At 45.3% G+C, this 23,455-nt stretch carries 11 protein-coding genes; 3 read left to right on the top strand and 8 right to left on the bottom strand.

The features are described 5' to 3' along the window. Positions 1-551: 551 nt before the first annotated feature. The gene (locus FHS16_RS24710) at positions 552-9,686 is read right to left on the bottom strand and encodes a family 43 glycosylhydrolase (RefSeq protein ID WP_183569193.1); all 9,135 of its coding nucleotides are present in this window, start codon (positions 9,684-9,686) and stop codon (positions 552-554) included. 396 nt (positions 9,687-10,082) lie between these two features. Here FHS16_RS24710 and FHS16_RS24715 point away from each other — a divergent pair, with 396 nt between their 5' ends. After that, positions 10,083-11,786 (top strand): methyl-accepting chemotaxis protein, encoded by a 1,704-nt coding sequence (locus FHS16_RS24715; protein WP_183569195.1) that lies wholly within the window; start codon positions 10,083-10,085, stop codon positions 11,784-11,786. Positions 11,787-11,854: 68 nt separating this feature from the next. Here FHS16_RS24715 and FHS16_RS24720 read toward each other — a convergent pair whose 3' ends face one another. From FHS16_RS24720 to FHS16_RS24740, 5 genes are all read right to left on the bottom strand, one after another. Beyond that, positions 11,855-12,079 carry a helix-turn-helix domain-containing protein gene (locus FHS16_RS24720; protein ID WP_006040330.1) on the bottom strand — a complete coding sequence of 75 codons (225 nt, stop codon included), beginning with the start codon at positions 12,077-12,079 and terminating at the stop codon, positions 11,855-11,857. Positions 12,080-12,201: 122 nt separating this feature from the next. Continuing rightward, complete coding sequence (locus FHS16_RS24725) at positions 12,202-12,861, bottom strand: class D sortase (protein WP_183569197.1); 660 nt, start codon at positions 12,859-12,861, stop codon at positions 12,202-12,204. Positions 12,862-12,877: 16 nt separating this feature from the next. After that, positions 12,878-13,312: a GtrA family protein gene (locus FHS16_RS24730; protein WP_183569199.1), complete on the bottom strand. Its 435-nt coding sequence runs from the start codon at positions 13,310-13,312 to the stop codon at positions 12,878-12,880. Beyond that, the gene (locus tag FHS16_RS24735; RefSeq protein WP_183569201.1) at positions 13,305-14,306 is read right to left on the bottom strand and encodes a glycosyltransferase family 2 protein; all 1,002 of its coding nucleotides are present in this window, start codon (positions 14,304-14,306) and stop codon (positions 13,305-13,307) included. Before FHS16_RS24735 ends, FHS16_RS24730 begins: the two co-directional genes overlap by 8 nt. 41 nt (positions 14,307-14,347) lie before the next feature. Beyond that, positions 14,348-18,154: a phospholipid carrier-dependent glycosyltransferase gene (locus FHS16_RS24740; RefSeq protein WP_183569203.1), complete on the bottom strand. Its 3,807-nt coding sequence runs from the start codon at positions 18,152-18,154 to the stop codon at positions 14,348-14,350. Positions 18,155-18,480: 326 nt separating this feature from the next. Between FHS16_RS24740 and FHS16_RS24745 the strand changes: the two genes are divergently transcribed. Beyond that, on the top strand, positions 18,481-19,602 hold the full coding sequence (locus FHS16_RS24745; protein ID WP_183569205.1) for a glycosyltransferase family 2 protein: 1,122 nt from the start codon (positions 18,481-18,483) through the stop codon (positions 19,600-19,602). A 172-nt stretch (positions 19,603-19,774) separates the two neighbouring features. Here FHS16_RS24745 and FHS16_RS24750 read toward each other — a convergent pair whose 3' ends face one another. Together FHS16_RS24750 and FHS16_RS24755 are read right to left on the bottom strand one after the other, a co-directional pair. Further along, a complete protein-coding gene (locus tag FHS16_RS24750; protein ID WP_183569207.1) occupies positions 19,775-20,839 on the bottom strand; it encodes a hypothetical protein in 1,065 nt (354 codons plus the stop codon). An 18-nt stretch (positions 20,840-20,857) separates the two neighbouring features. Further along, complete coding sequence (locus FHS16_RS24755; protein WP_183569209.1) at positions 20,858-21,967, bottom strand: polysaccharide biosynthesis C-terminal domain-containing protein; 1,110 nt, start codon at positions 21,965-21,967, stop codon at positions 20,858-20,860. A 304-nt stretch (positions 21,968-22,271) separates the two neighbouring features. On the opposite strand from FHS16_RS24755, the gene wecB reads away from it, so the two are divergent. Beyond that, the gene (gene wecB, locus FHS16_RS24760; protein ID WP_183569211.1) at positions 22,272-23,399 is read left to right on the top strand and encodes a non-hydrolyzing UDP-N-acetylglucosamine 2-epimerase; all 1,128 of its coding nucleotides are present in this window, start codon (positions 22,272-22,274) and stop codon (positions 23,397-23,399) included. Positions 23,400-23,455: the final 56 nt, after the last annotated feature.

Genomic DNA, 23,455 nt, shown 5'->3' on the forward strand with positions numbered 1-23,455 from the left:
GATTATTCCAATGTAATAATTAGATTATAACAAAAAATAAGACAGCATATCGCTATGCTGTCCAATCCTCAAGCAATGTTTGATTTGTAATTCACCAAGCTTAATAAGCTCGACAAGTAAGTGACAAAATAAATGAGAAGCTTGAAGCGGATGCTTCGATTTTAAAACCATTGCATGTATTCCAAACTCCTCATGCCCGCTATCCTTTTCTCACCTGATTCCTATTCTCTTTTCTTCAAGTATATTGCGCCATTTTTATATTAGTACGTACGGTTTGGCAATGCGTCGATCTACCGATACGATGAAGATATCAGTACCTGGTTTCAAGCCATACTCTTCGATAGCTTGGATTGCGCCAAGAGCCATATCGTCATTGAGACAAGCAAGCTATAATCATTTATAATTTTACTTAATCTAAGGGTTCATGAATTCATACATAAATAGTTTAATATACTATTCGGTTCTTTTGTATAGCTAATTATTAAGTAACTGCAAAAACAGCCACCCCTTCATAAGTATGAGAGGGTGGCTGTTTTTAAATGATTTAACTATTAAGGCATCAGATTAAATAAGCTGTAAATGATTTTGGCAGCCTCTGCTCTCGAAGCAAGATCCTTCGGAGCGAAGAAGTCATCACCTTTGCCATTCACAATTCCTGCGCCTTGCATTGCGCTGACGCTTTCTGAAGCGTAAGCTGCAATATCAGATTGATCCGCAAACTGCTGCGTTTCCCCTGCAGCGCTCAGGTCTACCCTTGCAAGCTTCGATGCGCGATAAGCCATAACAGCCATCTCTTCGCGAGTAATTTCATCATTTACACCAAAGCTGCCGTCAGTTTTACCCTTAACAATTCCAAGCTTCTGCGCAAGAGCTACAGCATTATAATACCAAGTTCCTTCCTTCACATCACTGAACGAGCTTACTGTGCTCGAATCAGTGAATTCAAAGGCGTTCATCAGCATTGTAATAAACTGCGCTCTAGTCACTTTGCTGCTTGGTGCGAACTTATCGTTGCCTACACCGTTCACAATCTCGCGAGCTGCCAGCGCTTCAATACTTGTTTGCGCCCATGCCGCATTTGCGAGATCCGTAAATGTAACAGCGTTGTTCATAGCCGTGTATTTACTAAAGTGTTTTGCATCAAATTCTACTCTGCCAGTCTCAGTATTGTACTTCGCATTTTTAATGATTTCGGGTTTGCCGCTTTCGCTAATGTAGTAGACGACAACTTGGTTCGGATTTTCATTAGATTTCAGGTTATAATCCAATGCGACTTTAATCGTTTCCCCACCGAAATTAGAAACATTAGCACTGTTAATGCTGAGTGTGAAATCGTAGACAGGGTTGCTGCCGACAATTGCGATGGCTTCAGCATGCAAGCTGCTGTTATCCACTTTGGAAATCGAAAGCGCGATTTCTGTCGCTGGGTCTAGTCCAGCAGTAAATTGACCTGCTGTAACGGTAAATGTCGCTGCGCCCATATCCACATTGACGCTTTCAATTCCTTTTGCTTTTGCCTCTTCAAGCTGTCCTGCTGTAAGCGCAACGACAACTTTTTTCGCCGATCCCGCATTTTGAACCTCAATACTTACGGAATTGCTATCCGCTTGTTGAAGTACCTTGTTGAAATCGGAAGTTGCTACCTTAATAGTCAGCACACCGTTCGCATCCGGCTTCACAACAGGAAGCGTCAAGACGTTGCCTTCAACTTTGGCTGGTGCCTCAGGGGTAGGCGTCGATACCGGTGGATTAGTAGGTCCAGGATCTACCACATCGGCTTGACCGGAGATCATAATAGCAATCGTGTTCGAAACAGAAGGATTGCTAACCGACACTGCTTTCACAGTTACCGTTCCATCTGCCTTAGCTTTCAACAAGCCGTTTGCCGAGATTTCAGCAAATGTAGATCCATCTAAGATCGTCCATGTTACTTGTTTGTTAATCGCATTGTTCGGAAGTACAGTCGCAATCAACTGCAATGTACCGCCTTTTGCAGTAATGGCAGTTGCACCGCCTTGTCCGCCCAATACGATCGAATGAACGTCAATGGCTCCATTAGTTGAAGGCATTAGCTGCGGTGTAATCGTTGGACCCCAAACTTCCATCAGATCCGGCCCATCTGCTTGCGGTACAAATTGTACGCGGTCTATCGCCAGCTTCCTTGGTTCGGTTTGACCAATTGCATAGTGCGTGTGGTAAACCATAAACAATTCAGTACCATCCGGCGATTGAATTAACGAATGGTGTCCTGCTCCAGGTACGAGTGCGTTAGCTTTCATAATCGGGTTGAACTCATACTTTGTCCATGGACCAAGCGGTGTCGGCGCTGTTGCGTAGCCTACTCCGTAATCCGGGCTTTGGAAGTGGTTGCCGGAATAGGTCATGTAGTATGTGCCTTTATGCTTAATGACGAATGGTCCTTCATTAATCTTTGCAACGGGCGCTTTCTGACTATTCTCCCACTCCTGAGTTGCAGCGAATACCATTTTAATCGTGTTTTCTTTGATCGTCTTCATATCATCGTTCATCTCAGCAACCAAAAGATGATTGTCATTGTTGAATCGAACGAAATACATGTAAGTTTTTCCATCATCGTCCGTGAAGATATGAGCATCGATCTCTTTTGGATTCTGATGAATTGGTTCTTTAACATCTTGTTTAAACGGCCCAAGCGGTGAATCACTTGTTGCAACCGCCAGATGTTCCTCTACAGCGTAGTACATATAGAACGTGCCGTCTCTCTCGATAACCTCAGGTGCCCAGAATTGTTTTTCGCCCCACGAATCTTCTCTACGAAGAGCGTAACCTTTCTCTGTCCAATTTACGAGATCTGTCGATGTATAGACTTTAATGCCAGTTTGCATGTTTGGAGAATTCGCAGTGTCCGTACCATAAAGATAGTAAACTCCCTCATAGAACATGGCATGCGGATCTGCAATGCCACCCAGTTGATTTAAGTTGCTGTAGGTTGGGCCTGTAATTATTTCCACGTAGGAGCTAACCTTCACATTATCAAACTGCGCTACCGCATTGAACGTTCTTAAACCGATCAAGCCAGTCGAAGGATGCGATGGCTCAGCCACATCAAACTTCGGATAAGGATTCGTGTTAAGCGGATTGTCGTTAATGTAAACCTGGATGTGGTTTTCGCTCACGATAACTTTAATCGAATACGATTCGTTCACATAGATCGGCAAATTCCTTGTCGCAATCTCACTCCATTTGCCATTCGTGAACATGCCTAGTGTAGCGGATTTCTTCACTGCATTAATTCCGACATAGTAACCGTCTAACGCATCAGAACCGATACTTGGATTAGATGCCCGGAATACGAGGCCAGCTTCTGTTCCGCTAATGATCTTCACATCAGTTTCCAATACAAAGTCAGTGAACTGCTCTGTCTCCAGCATGGCTTTATATCCAGCGCCGCTTGTAACTGTATATGCTCCGTCTTTTACAGACCATACACCGCCATAAGTGGTCCAATCACCAGTATTACCACTAGTGAAATCTTCACCGTACAGCTCTTCTCCTGGCGTAACATTGCCTTGAACCGTTACGATGGATTTCGAGCTGAAATCTCCACCATTGGATACCGCTTGAATCATGACTCTACCTGGTGCTTTCGCTTCAACCAAACCTGTATTGCTAACGGTAGCAATGTTTGTGTTCGCTGAAGTCCATGTTACAGCAGTGCCGCTTATACCTGTGTTCTCAAGCTGTACCGTATCTCCAACTTGCAGCGAAGCTGCCTTCGGAGATAAGTCTACGCCGCCTGCGATCTCTCTGATCGCAAAGTAATCAAACTTCGCATCAATTGGAGAATCACTAGCTACGATATTACTTGCAAAAAGCCCTACTTTAATATTACTTAGAGTAGCTGTAACAGGATCAGATGCTTGAATCCACTCATAACCATCCCAATAGTAGGTTGTGTAAAGATTACCTATCTTTTTGATCTTAAGTGTATGAGTTTCTCCGCCTGGGTGTTTTACAAAGTTACCCGGTTTTTGATACTTTGCATTAATTTCGTACGCAGTCTCGAGAGTCTTTCCATCAGCCCAAACATGGTTGAATTTGACGAAGTTGTCCGCATTCTGCCATACGATGATACCAGCTTGTTGATGGTTTTTCGTAACTGGGGCTGTTAACTTCGCAAGGATTTCAAAATCCCCGCTTGCCGGTACGTTACGTAAGAATACGTTGTTTAATGAGTTGGTGGTTTGATAGATGTCTGTAGCCGTCGTACGGATGGTCATAAACCCATTATTGTTTGTTAAACTCCAATTGGATTTGAGTTCCTGGAAAACTGACCATGCACTATTTAAAGTTGCCGTATCAAATTGATCAACTTCATAAAGTGACAGATTTGGTTCTGCCAGAACTTTTACAACGCTTTCCGCCATGACGCTGCCATTCGCTGAGCTAACAACTTTAATTTGCGCAGTACCAGACATCAATGCGGTTACCTTAAATATAGCGCTTCCTGTTGCAGAATCTGTTCCTACTTGAGTTACAGTCGCTACAGCAGGATTCGATGATTGCACCGAAACCGTTTGATCCGAAACCTTAATCGGTTTTAGTGATGATGTTAGTAGCGCAGTTGTTCCGACTGAAATGCTCAAAGCAGGTTTATCCACAGTTAATGATTCTACTGGAAGAATGTTAGCTGCATCAGCAACAATACGGTCAAGCACGATGTAGTCCACCTGTGCAAAATCCGATTTCTTCGCAAGACGAATCGTGTTTGTGCCTTTGTTCAAATTGACATCTAGTGATGTCGGATTAATATGATTCCAACCAAAGTTTTGGTAGAAAACTGATTGACTTGTTCCACCATTAACTGTCAGTTCATGCTCAGCAATTGCAGAGCTTGCTGATCCATTCTCAGCCATAACGATCAAGCTATAAGCACCAGCATTTGCAGCTTCAACCGTAAACTCTACATAATCGTTGGCAGTATCCAGCTTGCCAACGACTTTGCCGCCAGAGCTGTTCTCTGATGCAACAACTACAGCGCTACCGTGAAGAACTGCATCTTCGGCTTCATACTTGTAACGGTCAACAGCAGGTGTGCCCGAAGGCTGTTCAACTGGTGCGTTGTACGCTGCAGGGGTCCCGAAGTTTGGTGTTCCATCTGGATTCCAAGTGAATTTCTGCGCTCTCACGCTTCGATTGCCCCAGCTTGCGCCAGATTTCAATGTCGCGTGATAAACAATCCAATCCTCAGTTCCATCCGGTGATTTGGTAAAGGAATTATGACCTGGACCAAATGTTGTGGCAATTTTTGTGAAAAGCGGGCCACTCTTCGTCCAAGAAGCCGGAGTCAAGAAATTGCCATCCGTGTTGGTCAGCATACCAAGCGTGTAATCATCTGTCCAGCTTCCGCTAGCGGAATATACGATGAATACTTTACCGTCTTTTTTCAAGATTTCCGGACCTTCATTAATGCGAGGAGTTCCATTCAACTCCCACGACTCAGTCGGTGTAGAAATCAATACTCGTTCACCGCTAATCGTCCATGGGTTGCTCATTGGCGCGATGTAGATATTCTGTCTTCCATCGACATCGCCAGGCCAACCAGACCACAGGAAGTACAAGGAATTATTATCAGCTTGCAATACAGCGCCGTCAATTGCCCACTTGTTCGTGGAATCAGTAATTTTTCCTTTGAACGTATATGAGCCCTGTGGATCTTGTGAATTCCCTTCCAGAACATACATACGATGGTTGGCGTTATTCCCGTCATCTGCCGCGAAGTAGATGTACCACTTGCCGTTAATATACTGCAACTCGGGAGCCCAAAGCTCTTTCGAATACATCGTGCCTGCAGGCGGTGTATACACCGTTGTGCGAGGCGCTGAACCGATGTCTTCTAGTCTTTTGGCCTTGGCTACGACTAATGAAGTATCATTCAATGACTTCACATAATAGTAATAGCCATCCTTGAATACAATCGATGGATCCGCCGAACCTGCACCCGATGAGACAGGAACAATTGGGTTCGTGAAGGTTGTTCCAGCTGTCACGTTTACCTCTGCCGTGGCTGTCTTCCCGCCATCAACCGTTATAGCGGTAATCGTTGCTAATCCTGCTGTAAGACCTTTCACTACGCCGTCTGCACTAATAGAAGCGATTCCAGGTTTGCTGGAGCTCCAAGTTACTTGTTGATTCGAAGCATTTACCGGTTCAAAAGAAGCAATAAGCTGCTTAGATTCTCCAACCTTTACCGACACATCAGCCGGTGTTACCGAAACGGATGAAACCGGAATTTCGGAAAATACCGGAAGCATAACTCGCTTCGTCATGTTTGGTCCGGACCATTTTACATGCAAGCTAGCATCGCCTGTCGCATGTACATATTCGACAGTTACCGCAAGCTTTTCTCCGCCTGTCAGGTTAATGACACCGCTTACCTCATCTCGAACATTAGATATCTTATCAATAACTTTAGTACCGTCAATCCATACTCTCGCGATATTATCGCTGTCTGCATAAATCGTATAGTCTCCTGTAACGGCGGGTTGAATTGTTCCATTCCATCTTACGGAGAAGTTATCTTCACCGATGCCCACTGTTGGATCAGGAGATCCTGTTCCTCTCTCGTTTCCTAGGTCGAAATCAATACGAGGCGTAATAGATTTCTTAACGAGCTGAGAGAAATTGTTATCTTTATAATACTGTACATTAAAGATCGGCAGCTTATCATAAGCATCGCCTACTAACACTTTAATGTCATTAACATCCCATGGATGGCCATCCGGGTAAACGATACCATGGAACGGAACGGTTGGTTCCTCAGTCATAGGCGTATTTTCGCTTCCCCAAGGGAATCGTGTGTTATCTCGGCCAATACCAAGCTCCCAAATAACAAAACCAATACCTTTATCACCGAGATTCTCTACAACGCCAGGTACAGATTGATTCTTACGGTTCATAACCTCATCCGCTAGAACACCGCTATTTGGCCCGATTTGTTCAAAGAAACGTTCGTAATTAGATTCATAAGGATGATAAGTAATGAAGTCAGAGTAAGGTCCTCCAGAGAACTTGCCGCCAGTAGAAGTGATCGGCTTCTTTGATCCTGTTTCCTTAATCCAAATTCTTGAATCATTCATAATTTGCTTCGTAACGGTGTCCATCAAGCCGCTTTCTCCGTTGCTTGGCTCGTTATACACGTTCCACATTACTACTGCATCATTGTTCTCGAATTCTTCTACTACACCTTGGACATAATCTTTAAGCTTCGTTTTGTTAGCTGCATAGTTTTGTTTAACAGCGTCCCCTGGACCTTCCACCCAGCGACTGTTATGCGCGCCGTATCTTGGTGCCAACTGATCGCCCCATACCGGGAAGTCATTCCAGCAGTCATCAAAGAATACAAGCTCCACCTTAATATCGTATTTGTCCGCTAATGCTAGAAAATCATTCATATTCGCAATGAAGTTATCCTTATCATTTTCCCATAGTAGATTGTGCATGAATACGCGAACGAAATTAATGCCATATGTTTTGGCATACGAAAGCTCACGATCGTTAATCTCATGGTCATAATTACGCCACTGCTCAATTTGGTTAACCACATTCGTAGGAACGAATACCGCTCCTTGCACCCATGACCAATCGTAAGTTGGTTGAGTAACTTTACCCGTATCCGTAACTTTGATGTTGTCATAGACCGCATCCACAAGAAATGTTCTTAGCCCGATAGCACCTTCTGTATAAGAACGGTCTACGATACTAACAACGATCTCGCCGTCAATATAAACTTCAATATTTCTGCCTTCTGCCACTACCTTCATCTTGTATACCTTGTTTTGGCTGATTGGATAAGGGATCGATGCTAATCCTGTCCAATTGTTATTGAATTTACCGACCGATACACGCCCATCTATGCCGATGCCAGCATAGTAGCCTTTCAGATTGTCAGTACCAATCGTTGGGTTGCTAACTCTGAATAGGACGCCCGCATTCTGGTCGCCAGTAGCATTACTTATAGAAATATCAGTTTCGTAAGTCAGGTTGCTGTAGTTGGTTCCATCTGCAACTGCTTTGAAGCCAGCACCATCGAGCACCTTATATTTGCCGTCAGTAACACTCCAAGAGCCGCCATAAGTCGTCCAGCCTTGAGCGTTTCCATCATCAAAATTCTCATCAAACGTCTCTGCCTTGTATGTCAAGCCTGTAACCTTAACATTATCGTAAGAAACTTTGTTATTATCGTTCCAAGCTCTAAGTCCGACTGCGCCTGTTGTATACTCCGTATCTGTAAATTGAACCTCAAATTTGCCGTTTACGAAAATATAGTAAGTCGAGTCGAGCCCTATCACTTTTAATTGATTAACTTGATTAGGATAAACAGCAACCGTGTCCCTCGTAATCTCAGTCCAATTGCCATTGCCATTATTCGCAGCCGAATTCATTTTACCAACTTCAAGAGATCCGTTCGGAGATATTCCTGCGAAATAGCCACTCATATTATCCGAGCCATTGCCAGGGTCCGTAACTCTAAATACAAAACCGCTGGTTTGTTGGCTGGCATATGGATTGATATCCGCTTCCATTACAAACAGCTCAGGAGTTACGTCTAGCATCGCTTTGTCGCCTCTAGCATTTTGAACCTCGTACTTGCCGTTTATTACGGACCAAGCACCTGATTGGTTACCTGTGTAAGTAGACCAACCAACCGAATTGCCATCCTCAAAATCATCCGTCAATTCTGCTTCGGTTCTAGCAATCACGTAGAGCGCCTCAACTGTATCTGAGACCATCTCTGCAGATTTCTCTGCATACGCTTTAATAACTGCCACAGACGTCACAACAATCGGTGAAGAATATATCGCAGATTTGCTGTTCGGCTGACTTCCGTCCGTGGTATATCGAATAATCGCGCCAGGAGTATCCGACGTTAATGAAACCGCTTGCGATTTTGCGTAATTACCGGAGGCAACGCTAAATTCAGGCGCGGATGTCTTATTCTCTGAATACTCTCTAACGGTGATGTTATCAATGGTCGATGTTCCCCACCAAGTACGTAGACCTACCTGTCCGCCCTTTGTAATCTGCTTGCCATCATTGTCGACATAGTCAATTACCGGAATGGTCATATCATTTAAATACATTTGAATGTGATTTCCAACTGCAACGACCTTGACATGTCCTTGATTCCAACGGACTGCTTTAGGCGCCACCAATTCCTTCCATTCATTTCCGTTGCCAGTTACTCTACCGAGCGTAACCTTCTTATCTACAGTTAATGCTGCATAATAGCCTGTGTAACCGTCAGCAACATTATTTGATAGATTGTTCACTCTGAAGAGAACACCAGTTCCGTCTGAGTTTGTTCCGCCGATTTTCAAATCAGCTTCGTAAACCAAATCTTGAAAATAAGTGCTGTCTGCTACCGTTTTAGCACCAGGAGCACCTTTAATACTATACTGCTTCGCCGGATTCACTGACCATACGCCCCGATTTCCAGCATCCATAGACCCATAAGTACTCCAGCCAACGGAATCCCCGTCATTGAAGTCTTCATGGAACACATTCAACGGTGTATCTGCTGTTGACGTAACTTCTGCTGCCGAAATCATAGCTGGCGGCATGAAGGAGAACAACATACTAACGCATAGTATGTACGCCAATGCTTTATGCAGTGTTTTTTCCCTGCCTGCTGCTGAGTTTCTCAACGCTTCTTCCTCCTCTAGAAATAATTGATAGTGTGCCCTACTTAAAAAAACAAGCATGGCATAAGCCTGTTCATGACACTCCTCTCGGACTATCCAGTCATGATTATTCATTATAGAGGATAGCTATTAGTCTAGTATTTATAATAAACTGTCTTTTTTTATAGTTTTCGGCACTAGCATTGTTTGAATGTTCACTGAGTCTTCATAACTTCATTTTCCACAGTTAATAGTCAGACTCTAATACAACGCTTGTGGCTTCACGGCTTTTAAGAAAGACTGCTTATGGATCCCCTCTATAAAAACAGAACATTACACAAAATAACTGAAAATAATAAAGATCTTTTATGGATTTCATAGTATCTTTTATTATGAATTATCTTCAAAGGGGGAAATTGAATGAATATTATGAACGGGATTAGACACCAACCCATTAGAAATAAGCTGATTATCGCGTTTATTCTAGTGTTATTATTGATGGGGACGGTAAGCGGGGCACAAATGTTTATGTTCAACAAATATATAGACAAATACAACACCATGCTCGTTTCAATTGAAAAGTCGAACGCTTTGACCGGCTCACTCAAATCCGAATTCGATCCTGAAATTGAAAGAATCGTGAATGGCAGGCAAACCTTCGAGGAAAGCGGACATCACGCGATGGTCCAATACATTGAAGATCAGTTAATTGAATTAAAACAAAATGAAAGCGCATCCTTAACCAAAGAGAAAATTGACGCTACCAATAAAACGTTGGATTCTCTACGATCTCAATTGAATAAGCTAAATCAGTTGATTATTGACAAAGCAACGGTCGATGAACAGACAGAGGCTTTCGAAAATATAGTATTGATTTCGAGTCTTGTCGAGTCTGATTTGGATCAGCTTATTCGCGCCAAATTAATCGTCAATTCATCCGAAAAGGACTTGATCACCTCACAGTTTCAACAGAATGTTCTCATCTATAGTTCCGTTTTTATTGTCGGCATCGTCGTTTCGCTCCTCATTGCATGGAAAATCTCCAGTGAAATCGCGGTACCAATTCGTAAATTAAGCATAAATGTTTCGCAATTAGCGCAAGGAAACCTTTCGGTAGAGCCTGTCTTCAGCCGCAATCGCGATGAGATCGGAAAATTATGCGACGCATTTAACATGATGTTCGAAACGCTGCGCACGATTATCGACAGAGTACGAGAAACGAATGAGCAAGTTGTCACCTCTTCCTATCAAATGGACGCCGGTCTCCATGAGAACAAGCAAGCCGGTGAAGACATCGCAACCGCTACAATGAAGGTTTCTCAATCTCTGTATGAGCATGATGAATATGTTCAATTATCTGTGCGTGAATGCGATGAGCTCTTGCGGTTATTCCAAACGATCACGACAAATTCGTACAAAATCAACACAAAAGCATTCGACTCGCTCCATATCGCCGAAGAAGGAAATCAGCATATCGAGAGCTTTATGGAACAATTCGCTAAACTTAAAATGACCGTATCCTATGTCAACCAAGATGCTAAACTGCTCTACCAACTTTCTAGTGAGATGGCCGTGATGCTTCTGAACATTCGCAAAATTTCATCCGAGACTAACATCCTTGCCCTCAATGCATCCATTGAAGCCCAAAGAGCTTCTGAGCATGGACGAGGATTTGCGGTTATAGCGGGCAGAGTCAAGCAGCTCGCTGGCCAAACCGCGAATCTATCTGTGCAAATCGATGAGAAAATGGCTAACGTTCGACACACCATTCATATGATTCAAAACCGGATGATGGAAAGCATCGAACAGCTGCAATTTGGTGAAGAGGTTGCAACAAAGGCTCAGTTAGGTTATCAGTCTATCCATGAAGCAAATGTTACCGTACAAGCCGAAATCCAAACGATAACTGAGGAATTGAGCAATGGCGGCGAACGATTGAATCGAATTCACTATCTCGTGAAAGAAGTGAATATCCGTGCGGAGCGCATCAAACAGGATGTCTATGAAATCTCCTCGATGGAGGAAGAACAGGTAGCAGCGCTTGAGCAGATAGCGGCCTCATCAGATATTCTTACAAAGCATATTAGCGAGCTTAATGACACCGTTTCCATATTTCAAAAATAAAATCGTTTGCTTTTTCAAAGAAAAAGACAGTATAGCAAATTGCTATACTGTCCAATTATTTAGCTATGTTAGATTTGTAATTCACCAAGCTTAATAAGCTCGACAACCGCTTGTGAACGACCTTTTACGTTCAGCTTTTGCATGACATTAGAAATATGGTTGCGGACGGTCTTCTCGCTGATGAATAGTTGCTGTGCGATATCTCTTGTTGTCTTGTCCTGTACCAACAGCTCAAATACCTCGCGTTCACGATGCGTCAATAAAAACTTGCTCTTATGGTCGCTACCCTTCAATGTTTGTCACCCCTCCTTGCGCGGGTTTTTATGGTTTAACAAGGTTAAGGGATACAGTCAACTTATACTATGAAGGGGCGATACCATTGGTGCTGTTGCGCGGAGAAAATGGGCGCTGACGCTTACATTTTGGCGTGGATAATCAAGCGATGCGTTGGGTTTACGATTGGATCGCATGTAATCAGGGTAAGCAGCTTATCTTTGTTATTGTAGTTCAGTACGGAGACGTCCGTAGGTTTTACGATCGACACTTTATAGACGGTATATGTATAGGTTTGATCCTTCGTGTCGACTACGATTTTGTCACCGACCTCGATCTCGCCCAGCCGATTGAACAGCCTGCCCTTGGATCTCATCCGATGGCCTGCGATGGCCGCATTGCCGACTTGGCCGATAGCCGTTGTCTCCTTCAAATGGGCGGTAGCAGCCTTCATGTTTTTCTGCGTTGCTCCCTCGACGACAGGCAGCTTCAGCTTTATTTTGTCGATCTTAATCGTTGCGATCGGTACGATCTTTTGGGCTGCTGGAGTGACTGCCGCAGCCGGAGCCTCAGTCGGTGCTGCCGTCGGCTCATCGGTCGCTGCGGATTCCGCATTGAACAAATCCGTCAGCTCCTCAAATTGCTGCTGTGCCTGCTGTTCCGCCGTTTCATCGAAGCTAGCAGCCTCCCAATCAGCCATCAGCTTATCCTGCTGGCGGTTGTCGTACCATTCGCTTGCTTTTGGATACAATAAAATCATCAGGCCTACGATAACCAACACATAAGACAGTAATTTTTTCATTTCCCCCCACCTTCCGCTAGCTGCTCTCTGTCTGCGGCTTGCTCGCTGTGAATACCCATCTCTTGCTCCCGTAGAAATTTAGCGCCACCGTAATCACCGTAACGATCGCTTTGGAAACAATTTCGTTCAGTCCTAGCCACCTGGTTAAGGCTGCAAGGAGCAGCAAGGAGATGCCGAGAAGAATAACGTTCCACGCGATGAATTTCATCCCTCTATTCAGCTTATGCTGCTTCGAGGATTGCTTGCCATCCTTCTGAAAAGTATATCGGCTATTTAGGACGTAGCTGTTAATCATCCCCGCTCCGTAAGCGATAACCTGCGCGAGCAAGTAATAAGTGCCGAACCAAATAAGCAAAGTGAACAAGAGGAAATCAATGGCTGTATTCAGCAGACCGACCGCATTGAAGGTAAGAAATTGAATAAGCAGCTTCCTCGAAGCTGGTCTAGACATACTCTTTCATCCGATCCCCATCGCTTGTATCTTGCGCATGTCGGTCTGCATTCTCCTGGTAGCCCTGCACCTCGCGAACGATATACAATGGTCTATTTTTGGACTCATCATAGATTCGGCCAATGTATTCGCCAATGATCCCGAGAAGCATCAGGATAATTCCATTAAATAATAAGTTCACCGCCACAATCGAAGCCCAGCCGGTGATCGTGCTGCCTGTGAACAATCGCTGGAAAATAACGACGAGCAGATAGAGAAAGCTTGTGAAGGATAATGTAAAGCCGACATAGCTGGCTATTTTAAGCGGCTTATAGGAAAACGAAGTAATGCCGTCGATGGCGAAGGATATCATTTTCTTCAATGGATATTTAGTTTCACCAGCGAATCGTTCCTCGCGTTCGTATTCAACCATCGTCTGGCGGAAGCCGATCCAGCTGACCAGCCCGCGCACGAAACGATTTTTCTCCTTCAAGCCGCGCAGAACATTGCCCACCTTGCGATCAATCAAGCGGAAATCACCCGTGTCAACAGGAATATCGACGTTAGTCAGGCTGCGCAGCGTACGGTAGAAGATTTTGGCGGTCAGCTTCTTGAACATGGTTTCACCTTTGCGCTTAAGGCGCTTGCCATATACGACCTCATAGCCCTCCTTCCACTTCGCGATCATATCAAGGATCACTTCGGGCGGATCTTGAAGATCGGCGTCAATGACCACAATCGCATCTCCCTGCGCATAATCCATGCCGGCCGAAATCGCGATCTGATGCCCAAAATTACGGGAAAAGTTAATGAGTCGGACATGCGGATCGAATTCGCATATCATGGAGACCAATTCTACGGTACGGTCCTTGCTTCCATCGTTAACGAATAAGAGCTCATAATGCTCATTGGTGTTATCCATCACCAGCTTCAACCGCTCATACGTATGCTCGATCACTTCTTCCTCGTTATACATAGGAACGATAATGCTATATTTTACAGCAGCTTGATTCATGCTATTTCCCCTTTCTCCTGCATTTGCTGCAAGCTTATCATTTAGAATAACCAACTCGGGAACCAGCGCAGCACATGCTCCACATACCAGCTTTTTACCGTCATGCCAGAAAGCGCCGGGTAATACACAACGAACAATAGGACGGCTCCAGCCAGAAAAAGGTTGCGTACATGCTTAAAGCTCGGCCTCCGCTCCTCGATCACCTTCGACATGTAGACAAGGCTCAGAATGATAAACGGCACCATGGCAAAATAGTGATACAGAAAAGTAAGCCGCGTAACGAGCATCCACGGCACATATTGCGCGAGAAAAGCGATCCAAATGGTATACATCGCTTTATCTTTACGCTTAATGCTAATCCAGATTGTTGCGGTCATCGCAAAAATACCTGCCCACCAAATAAGGGGATTGCCCATAGCTACGATCGTGGACTTGAGCCCTTCAGCCATATTATCACCGGAATAATACCATACCGGCCTCTTCATGAACGGCCACTCCCACCAGGAAGAGGAGAACGGATGTGTCGATACAAGCTGGCTATGGTAGCTGAACATATGCTTCTGATAGTCGATTAGACTTTTCAGCGTATACCCGTCATCCATTACGGTCAGAACTGGGATATAGGACAAGGCATAAATGGCTAACGGAATTGCAATATAGAATAGCAAACATACCGCAAGGGTAATCACCGGATATCTTGGAAAGACTTTGACAATGTGTTGAAGGCTCTCGGCATTGAAGGCTGCGGCAGCACCCTTGCCGCTTCTCAGAACGCGCCTCGCGGCCGCGTACTCCTTGTAACGCTCAAACAAGGATATGCCCAGCATAATCGCTAGCCCTGCTCCCCCGTAAAGCACAATCCATTTGGACGCAACGCCGATTCCGAAGAACAAGCCTGCAAGAAACAGCGGCATAAGGGTGACTCCCAGCTTTACCCGATAGAAGCTGAGCGTATAATATTTGTGCATGAAATAAAACATTAGCATGATGAAGAACACGCCATAAACGTCTATCGTCGCGATTCTCGTCTGCGTGAAATGCATGAAATCGGCGGCAAACAGTGCTGTCGCAAGCGCCGCGTACGTACTCGTTTTGAATAGTCTTCTGGCGAATACGTACATCAGGGGAAGCATGGCAACGCCGAAGAGCGTACCCATGATGCGCCAGCCAAACGGGTTAAGACCAAACAGCTTAATCCCAATTGCTATGATGATTTTGCCAAGCGGCGGGTGCGTGTTCTCGTAGGCTACGATATGCTCCAAGTGTTCATACGCGGTCCTTGCATGATAGATTTCATCAAAGTAAGAGCCATTCATAAAGGTTGCGTCATATTTCGCGAGCTCTTGCTCGTCGAACAATAGTGCTACGCTGCCTCGTTTGGGCTCTTTGGCAAGCTCATCGTTAAAACCGACGATTGGGAGCGGTTCTTTGCTGCCCTGTGCGTAGATCACAAGCTCATGCATCGAGAAGCCCGATTGAACCGCCGTAAGCTTGACATAACGCGCTTGCAAAGCCGCTGGTTGGCTGGTCCACGTAAATACGGCAACATGGCTGCTGTCTATTTCCATGACTTGATCCCAATCGATGCCGTTTTGGCTAAATTCGTATTTGAATTTCCCCGTACCCACTCCGCCGAAGCTGTTGATTCGGTCAAGCTGCTTCACGTCTCCAAGGTCGACATAGAAGCTTTGCCCCGCCGATTCAGGCTGCCATGCCGATTGCGGACCTTTCATCTCTCCGAGCTGGAATAAGGCAACGATCCCGTATATCAGCGTAATAGCGCCCATAAGTAGCCAGTCTTTGCGTACGAAGCGATTGGCGCTCTGCGTCATCCGGGACGCGGCTCCGGTCTTGAAGGCAGCTAACGCTTCGTGATCCTCCCTCTCGGCTTCGCTTGGAAGCAGCGGCTCAACGGGTTTGATCCTGCCGCTTATATAAGTATCATATCCGATATAAAGCAAGTATAGCAGCAACCCGATATTTGCCAGCGAACACAGCAGCACGATTCCATTAAAAGGAACATTCGTCGTAATCGTGCTGTAATCGAGCACATAGGTCATGTTGACAAAGCTGGTAAGGCTGTATCCCAAAAACACTGCCAGCATCCTTCTGTCCAACGATTGCAGGAATGCCAGCACCGCGAGCAGCAGTATAGGAAACAAATACCGCTCATGCATCTTGGTCACGCCGATATAAACGACCGCAATAAGAACCATTGCAATGAAATATACCCGGCTCGAAGCGGCAGCGTCACGCTTTCGCAGCGCGAAGAAGGCAGCCAAAACGACTGCAGCAGCTATAAAGATCATACCCCATGTCTGAAAAGAGAAAATCAGCCATGTATCCGTAATCGGCTTCCAATTATCATTGGTGAGCGTATAAAGGTTGAACGCATTTAAAGTAGCGTACGGATAGGACGACAAGGTGCCTTTATAGAGCTGGATTAGACCGGATAACCCGCCATTCCCCCAAAAGAACGGAAGCGCGAGCACAATAAACGTCGCAAAACCGTAAATGGCGCTAATCGCGACTTTTTTCCATTCCTTCCGCCAAATAAACCAAAGCAGCAGCACCGGCATGAATATAAACGCCTGCGGCTTAATAAGCGCTGCAATCGCGTACCACACTGAAGCGCGCTCAATTTTATTGTGGGCAAGGCCGTGAATGGACAGAACGAGAGCAAGCGCGAAGATCGAATCAACCTGGCCCCATACCGCTGAATCCACAATTACGGCTGGATTGAATAGGTACAGCAAAGCCAGGCCAAGCGATACCGAATATCCTGCTGTTTTTTTGCCCGCTTGAACGATAAAATAAGCAGCGGCAAGATCAGCCAATATGGCTGGCAGCTTAAACAGCAGCAGCGCAGCGTTTGAAGCTCCGTCTAATGAGAGCATGTCCTTGATCAAACCGAGAATATAAAGAATATAAATATAGCCTGGCGGGTAATCTACAAACATCTCCGTATGGTAAAAGGCGCCAAGCCCCTGCTTTGCGGCCTGATCGGCCCAAGCCATGAACAACGCAATATCGTTGGCATAACCTTTATTCGTAACTGCCAGCCATAGCCGCAATGCCAATGCAGCCGCAAATACGATGGCAAGGATAAGACCCTGCGAATGCGTCTTCTCTTCCAGCCAGCTTCTTTGCCGCAGCAGCTTCTTATAAATCACAGCAAATAATAGACTGAACAGCCCGGCGAATAGGAGCAGCGGCAATACAGGCACAGCCGCTTCATCAGGATCGGCAGCTTGTCCGGTTTCTGTTGCAACAAGGCTGAATACTTCTGTCCCTCCAGGGGCCTTCGATACTTTCTCCACGGTGACATCATCGAAATAGGCTTTCCCGGTGTTGATGCTGCCATAACCACCGAGACTCGCGCCGAATGTGATGCTCTTCTGATCCTTTCCTGACTTCGCATAAAAGTGGACATACGCCCATTTGCCGTTGGTGTCCTTGATTTCGGGATACGCAACAGCCACGCCGTCTACGAAAAAGTGAGCCCCGGTCGCATCTGCGCCGATTTGTTCGGTTTTAATATAACCAGACAGCTTATAGGTCGTTTTCGGCTTGACCTTTATGGTCTGGGTCCAACGCGAATGGTTTGCTTCCTTATTCTCTAGAACAGCCGAATACGTGCCTGTGTGGGCTTCTGAACTCGATATCGTGTATGAGGTGATGTGCTCCTCTTTCAAATAAGCGTCATGCTGCCATTGTGCCGGGGCATTGTCCGTTACTTGTTCAAACCCTGCGTTAACGAGTAGATTGCTCGCCGCATGCAGAGAAGCTGGCCAAAGAAGAGTCAGTAGAAGGATGGTTATCATAGCGCGACTAAACTTATTTATCATCGTTCTTTTACTCACCTCGAATTAGGTTTAGGTAGAGCTCATTTGAATATCGGTTATACGCTTCAAACGGCTTTCTTTTCTGGATTATTCAACCATAATGACATATTAACTCTAAAGGATAATACCCGCATGGTCAATAATAATAACGAAAAACGCGCCTCTCTAGTTGCACGTCTATCTCCTATTCTACTATCTGCTCCCGCGGCCATATTCAAATGAAAATCTATGCCCATTTCCATATCCCTACTAGGATGGTGCCGTGGCTGAACACGAACCGCGGAATACAATGAAATGGGTAACTAGATATAAGGGAGTGATGTTCCGCAATGGCAGATGTAGGTATAGTTATGCCTGTGTATACGCAAGACAGCAGGCTGTTTAGGAGAGCAATACGGTCCATTCTGAATCAAAGATACAGAAACTTCAAATTGCTAATCGTAATTGACGGCGTTACGCCTAACGTTCTCCAAATTGCTAGATTCTACGCGCGCAGGGATAAGCGGGTTAGGGTCATTCCAAGAAATGAGAACCAAGGCACCGCCACCGCCCTGAACGTTGGTTTTGAAATTTTGCAAAGCATGCCGAGAATCAAATATTTAACATGGGTTTCAAGCGATAATTACTATTATCGCAATTTTGTCGGTGTTCTACGGAATAAGCTCAAATATTCTTCTCCCAATGTCGGGCTCGCTTATGGGAGCTTTGGCTTAATCCGAGGCGGCAGAAGACTAGATACGACGAAAACGTGGTTGATCTGGCAGGACCAGCCGAAAGAACGGCTCGTCGATTTCTATTTCATCGGCTACTCTTTCATGTACAAAAAAGAATATTCGATGCAGATCGCAGGCTGGCAGTACACGCCTGTTGAGGATTATGATTTCTTCCTGCGCCTAACCGAAATTTGCGATATCGTTTATGTTCCGAAGATGCTCATGGATTTCATGCTCACAACGCCTCACAGCAATTCGATGCAGATCGAAAACAACATCGAGAAGAAACGCAACCGCCGCTACATCATGTACCATGTCATGCACCAAGCACGCTTACGGAGAAATATTAGTCCGTTGGTGACGGTTATCCTGTATGGATCGGAAGGTTCGGCATCATTCACGCAAAATCTTGAAACGCTGTACGAATCAAATATTTCAAACTACAAAGTATTGCTTTTTGACGTAACTCCTAACCAATCTATCATTCCTATTATTGCGGATAACCCCGACTCCCGCACCAAATATTTCTGGCTGCCGAACGCAACGAGAGAGCAGGTCATCGCTGAAGGCTTGAAGCAAGCCGATACGCCGTATTTCATGCTCTACAGGACTGAGGAGCCGCTGCCTGACATCTATCATCTCGACAAAATGCTATACAGCATGCCGATCGCAAATTATGATCCGGCATCGCCTCAGTTTCTGCAGCTGTATCATACCGGTTCAGCTGTCCCGATATGACACCCGCTCAGCAATCCCACTAAACGAACGCTTTAAACATTCAGCCGAACAGGATGCGGACTCCTGCTCGGCTGTTTAGCGTTTCCATCTATTTTTCTCTTGAATCGATAGCAAGCGAAAAGACTGATCCGAGCAAGGTCTCTAACCTGCAGAATCAGTCTATTTGCAATCATTAAACGGTCATGTACGGCGGAGAAGCAACTGGTGCCGATGCACCTAGGAAATCTTCCAAAATCCGTTGTTTCATATAAGGATCGTAGATAATATCCCCAAACAAGGAATAATGGCCAGCATTGTTCGTCCATACGTCCTGAGCCGCATTGTTCTGTACTTCCTGCGCGAAGAAAAACGCCGTATTCGCATCATGCCCGTGATTAATGTAGACCGGATATGGCATAATTTCATGCTCGAGCTGGATAGCTCCTGTCCATACCCCCGTTTCCGACGGCTGGAATATATTATGCCTAACGCCATTGATATAATCGCTGACTTTATAGATCAGACAGTTGAAGGAGCTGGAGAAATTAAAATATTTGGCCAAAATATTCGATACTGAGTTGTAAATATACCCATTCTGGCAGATCAGAACTTTCGTCCCCGGTCTCGGCCGGTAGTTGTACAGCATGTCGATATATGCCTTGTGATACATGTCATCGCTATAAAGATGAAGCTCATACCAGTATTTATAGCCTTCCAGCTGCCTAATAACCTCAGCTTCATATTCACTGCTTGAAATAAACCGGATGTTAGAGGGGAGTGCAGGATAGCCTAGCAGCGCATTCTCGATAAAAAATCTTGAGGTGTCATGATAGACGATATAAGCAAGATAATGTGGATTGGTTTGATTCAGCAGGCTCTTTAACGTGAAATTCATAAAGATTTCGACTCTTTTATTGATCCAGGCCTCCGTGAACTGGGTGTTCGCCTCCGGTAATGTGAGCGCGGATATTGAGGCCGGCAGCGTTTCCCTAACATTTAAATTGTTGAAAGGGATGTAGACGATCAACCGGGTATTTCCTTCATGCAGCTGTTCCTCCGCGCTAGCTCTTACGGGAACCGCTCTCCTCTTGGCATAGATTCTTTTTCTATTCCCTTTTTTTCTAAGCTTGAGCGCCTTTGGCCTCGTCGCTTTCTTTTTCAAGCCTACGCTCTTCGCTTTTCTCTTCAAGGTTCCCCGACGAACCGCCTTCGTCTTTTTTGGGGCCAAAACTTTCCGTTTTACCGTCTTTTTTTTCATAAGCTCCCCCGCTCCTTTTTATACCTTGACCCCGTACGTATCAGGATTGTTTGCGTCAAATATTTCATTTGCCCAGAACAACACGATTAATTCACCGTCTGACATGTTCTCGATCGCATGGGTGTAGCCAGGCGGAATATCTAGAATCATTATTTTTTCATCTGACAGCGTGTAGGAAAAAGATTCCTGTTCGAATATATGCCTGAATTTTACGACTGCCTTCCCTTTAATGACGCAAAATTTCTCAACCTTTGTATTGTGGTAATGATTTCCTCTCTCCACCCCTTTCACTGTTGTTGACACAAAAAGCTGTCCGGCGTAGGGAGATTTAACGGTTTCGAATAAGCTTCCTCTATGATCGTGAAAGGTTTGGAGAGCATAGGCGAAATCGGAGCGGTCCAAATAAGACAAATAAGTGGAGTATAAATACTTCGTAAACGGATCCGACAAATTGGGGAGGATGGAATGCGTGCGTATCGCTTTAAAAGCATAAATTTGATCGGCCAAAGCCTTTAATGTGACAGAAAAGGTAGTCTCTACATGGCAATACACATCCTCAATAGGTTCAGCCTGCGCGAGCAAAGCGATGAACCGCTCTACGACGTGATCAATATAAGCAAGCTCAACCTGCTGGTCGGGATTCGAGATGCGGATCTCTAAATCTCGGGATATATGATGACAGAATGTAGCGACAACGGAGTTGTATTCCGGCTTGCACCATTTGCCGAACAAATTCGGAAGCCTGCAAATATGAATAGCTGTCGAAGTCTCTTTGGCATATTGAATCAGTAGAGCCTCAGCCTCCTTTTTGCTTCTCCCATAAGGATTGTCGGCTGCTGCATGAATGGTCGATGCGAATATGATTTTTGGCCTGTTCGTCATTGCGTTCAATCCATCTATGATTCGCTGCATCAGCTCCACATTGCCGCGGTAATCCTCCGGCCGCTCAGGCCGATTAATGCCCGCCAAATGATAGATGACATCCGCCTTTGACAATTGCTGCTGAAGCTCCTCGCTGCTCGTGCTTCTGCTACACGATAGCACAAGCACATCCGGGAGCTGCATTAATCCTTCTATCAGATTTTTGCCAATAAACCCGTTAGAGCCTGTAACCAGAATATTTCTCATAACATTCCCCTCTCCGACATGTTCAACTCGAAAAATCCTCTGTCTAGTATATGTTCGTTACTAAACAATGCGAGTCTATTTTCAAAATAAGGCTGATATCTTCTAGTCTATGAACTAAATCTCTTTCGGGTGGTTGAATGACCGGCGCGGCAAGCTATCCGAGCGAATAACATAGAGTAATGTTCGCAGAAGCCATAGACGTACAACCGTACTATAGGAGGTGAGTTCTAATGTAAGGATCTTGAAGATGCACTCGGCTAGGAGGAGCTTAAGGCAACTATATTTTACCCGGAGGCGGTAATCGGTGAACAAATTGAAAGTAATGACGATCCTTGGCACGAGGCCGGAGATCATCCGTTTGGCGTCGGTCATCAAAGCCTGCGATCTATACTTTGATCATGTCTTTGTGCATACGGGCCAAAACTGGGATCCCCAGCTCAATGACGTTTTCTTCGAAGATCTGCAACTTAGAAAACCCGATTATTATTTGAACGTAGTCGGCAAAAATCTGGGAGAAACAATCGGCAACGTTATTTCCCGCTCCTACGATTTAATGGTACAGGTACAACCGGATGCCGTACTGCTGTTAGGCGATACGAATAGCGCGCTGAGCGCGATCGCCGCCAAAAGATTGAAGGTTCCGATCTTTCATATGGAAGCAGGCAACCGCTGCTTCGATCAGAATGTTCCGGAGGAAACGAACCGTCGGATCGTAGATCACATCAGTGATGTGAATTTGCCTTATACGGAGCATAGCAGAAGGTATTTGCTTGCAGAAGGCGTTCGCAAGGAACACATTTTCGTGACAGGCTCCCCGCTCCCCGAAGTATTCGCTCAATTCCAGCATGAAGTGGACAACCGGGATATTTTATCCCAACTCGGCCTGGAGCAGCAGAAATATATCGTGCTCAGCGCGCATCGTGAAGAAAATTTGGATATCGATGAGCGTTTCACCTCCCTGATTGAAGGCATTAACCACGTCGCAGACAATCTACAGCTTCCCGTCATCTATTCCGCCCATCCCAGATCGCTCAAAAAACTGCAGGAAAAGCAATTGGAGCTCCATCCCCTCGTTCGCATACACCAGCCGTTTGGTTTTTTGGATTACAACCATCTGCAGCAGCATGCCTACTGCGTGCTCTCCGACAGCGGAACGTTAAGCGAAGAATCTGCCATTCTCAATTTCCCCGGCGTATTAATTCGAACCAGTACGGAGAGGCCGGAGGTGCTGGATAAAGGGACCGTCGTTATTGGAGGCGTATCCGGCCATGATATTTTGGAATCCATTCACCTCGCGGTTGGCATTTACTCCAATAACACTCACGTAAACCCATTGGTTCCAGATTATCAGGATACGAATGTTTCCATTAAGGTGGTCAAGATCATTCAGAGCTATACCAAAATCGTTAATAGAGTCATCTGGAACAAGTAGAAGCAAGTAAAGAAGAGCGATCATGCAGCACAAAGCTAAGCATAAGTATCTGAGGA

This window comes from Paenibacillus endophyticus (assembly GCF_014192395.1).
GTDB classification, from domain to species: Bacteria; Bacillota; Bacilli; order Paenibacillales; family Paenibacillaceae; genus Pristimantibacillus; species Pristimantibacillus endophyticus.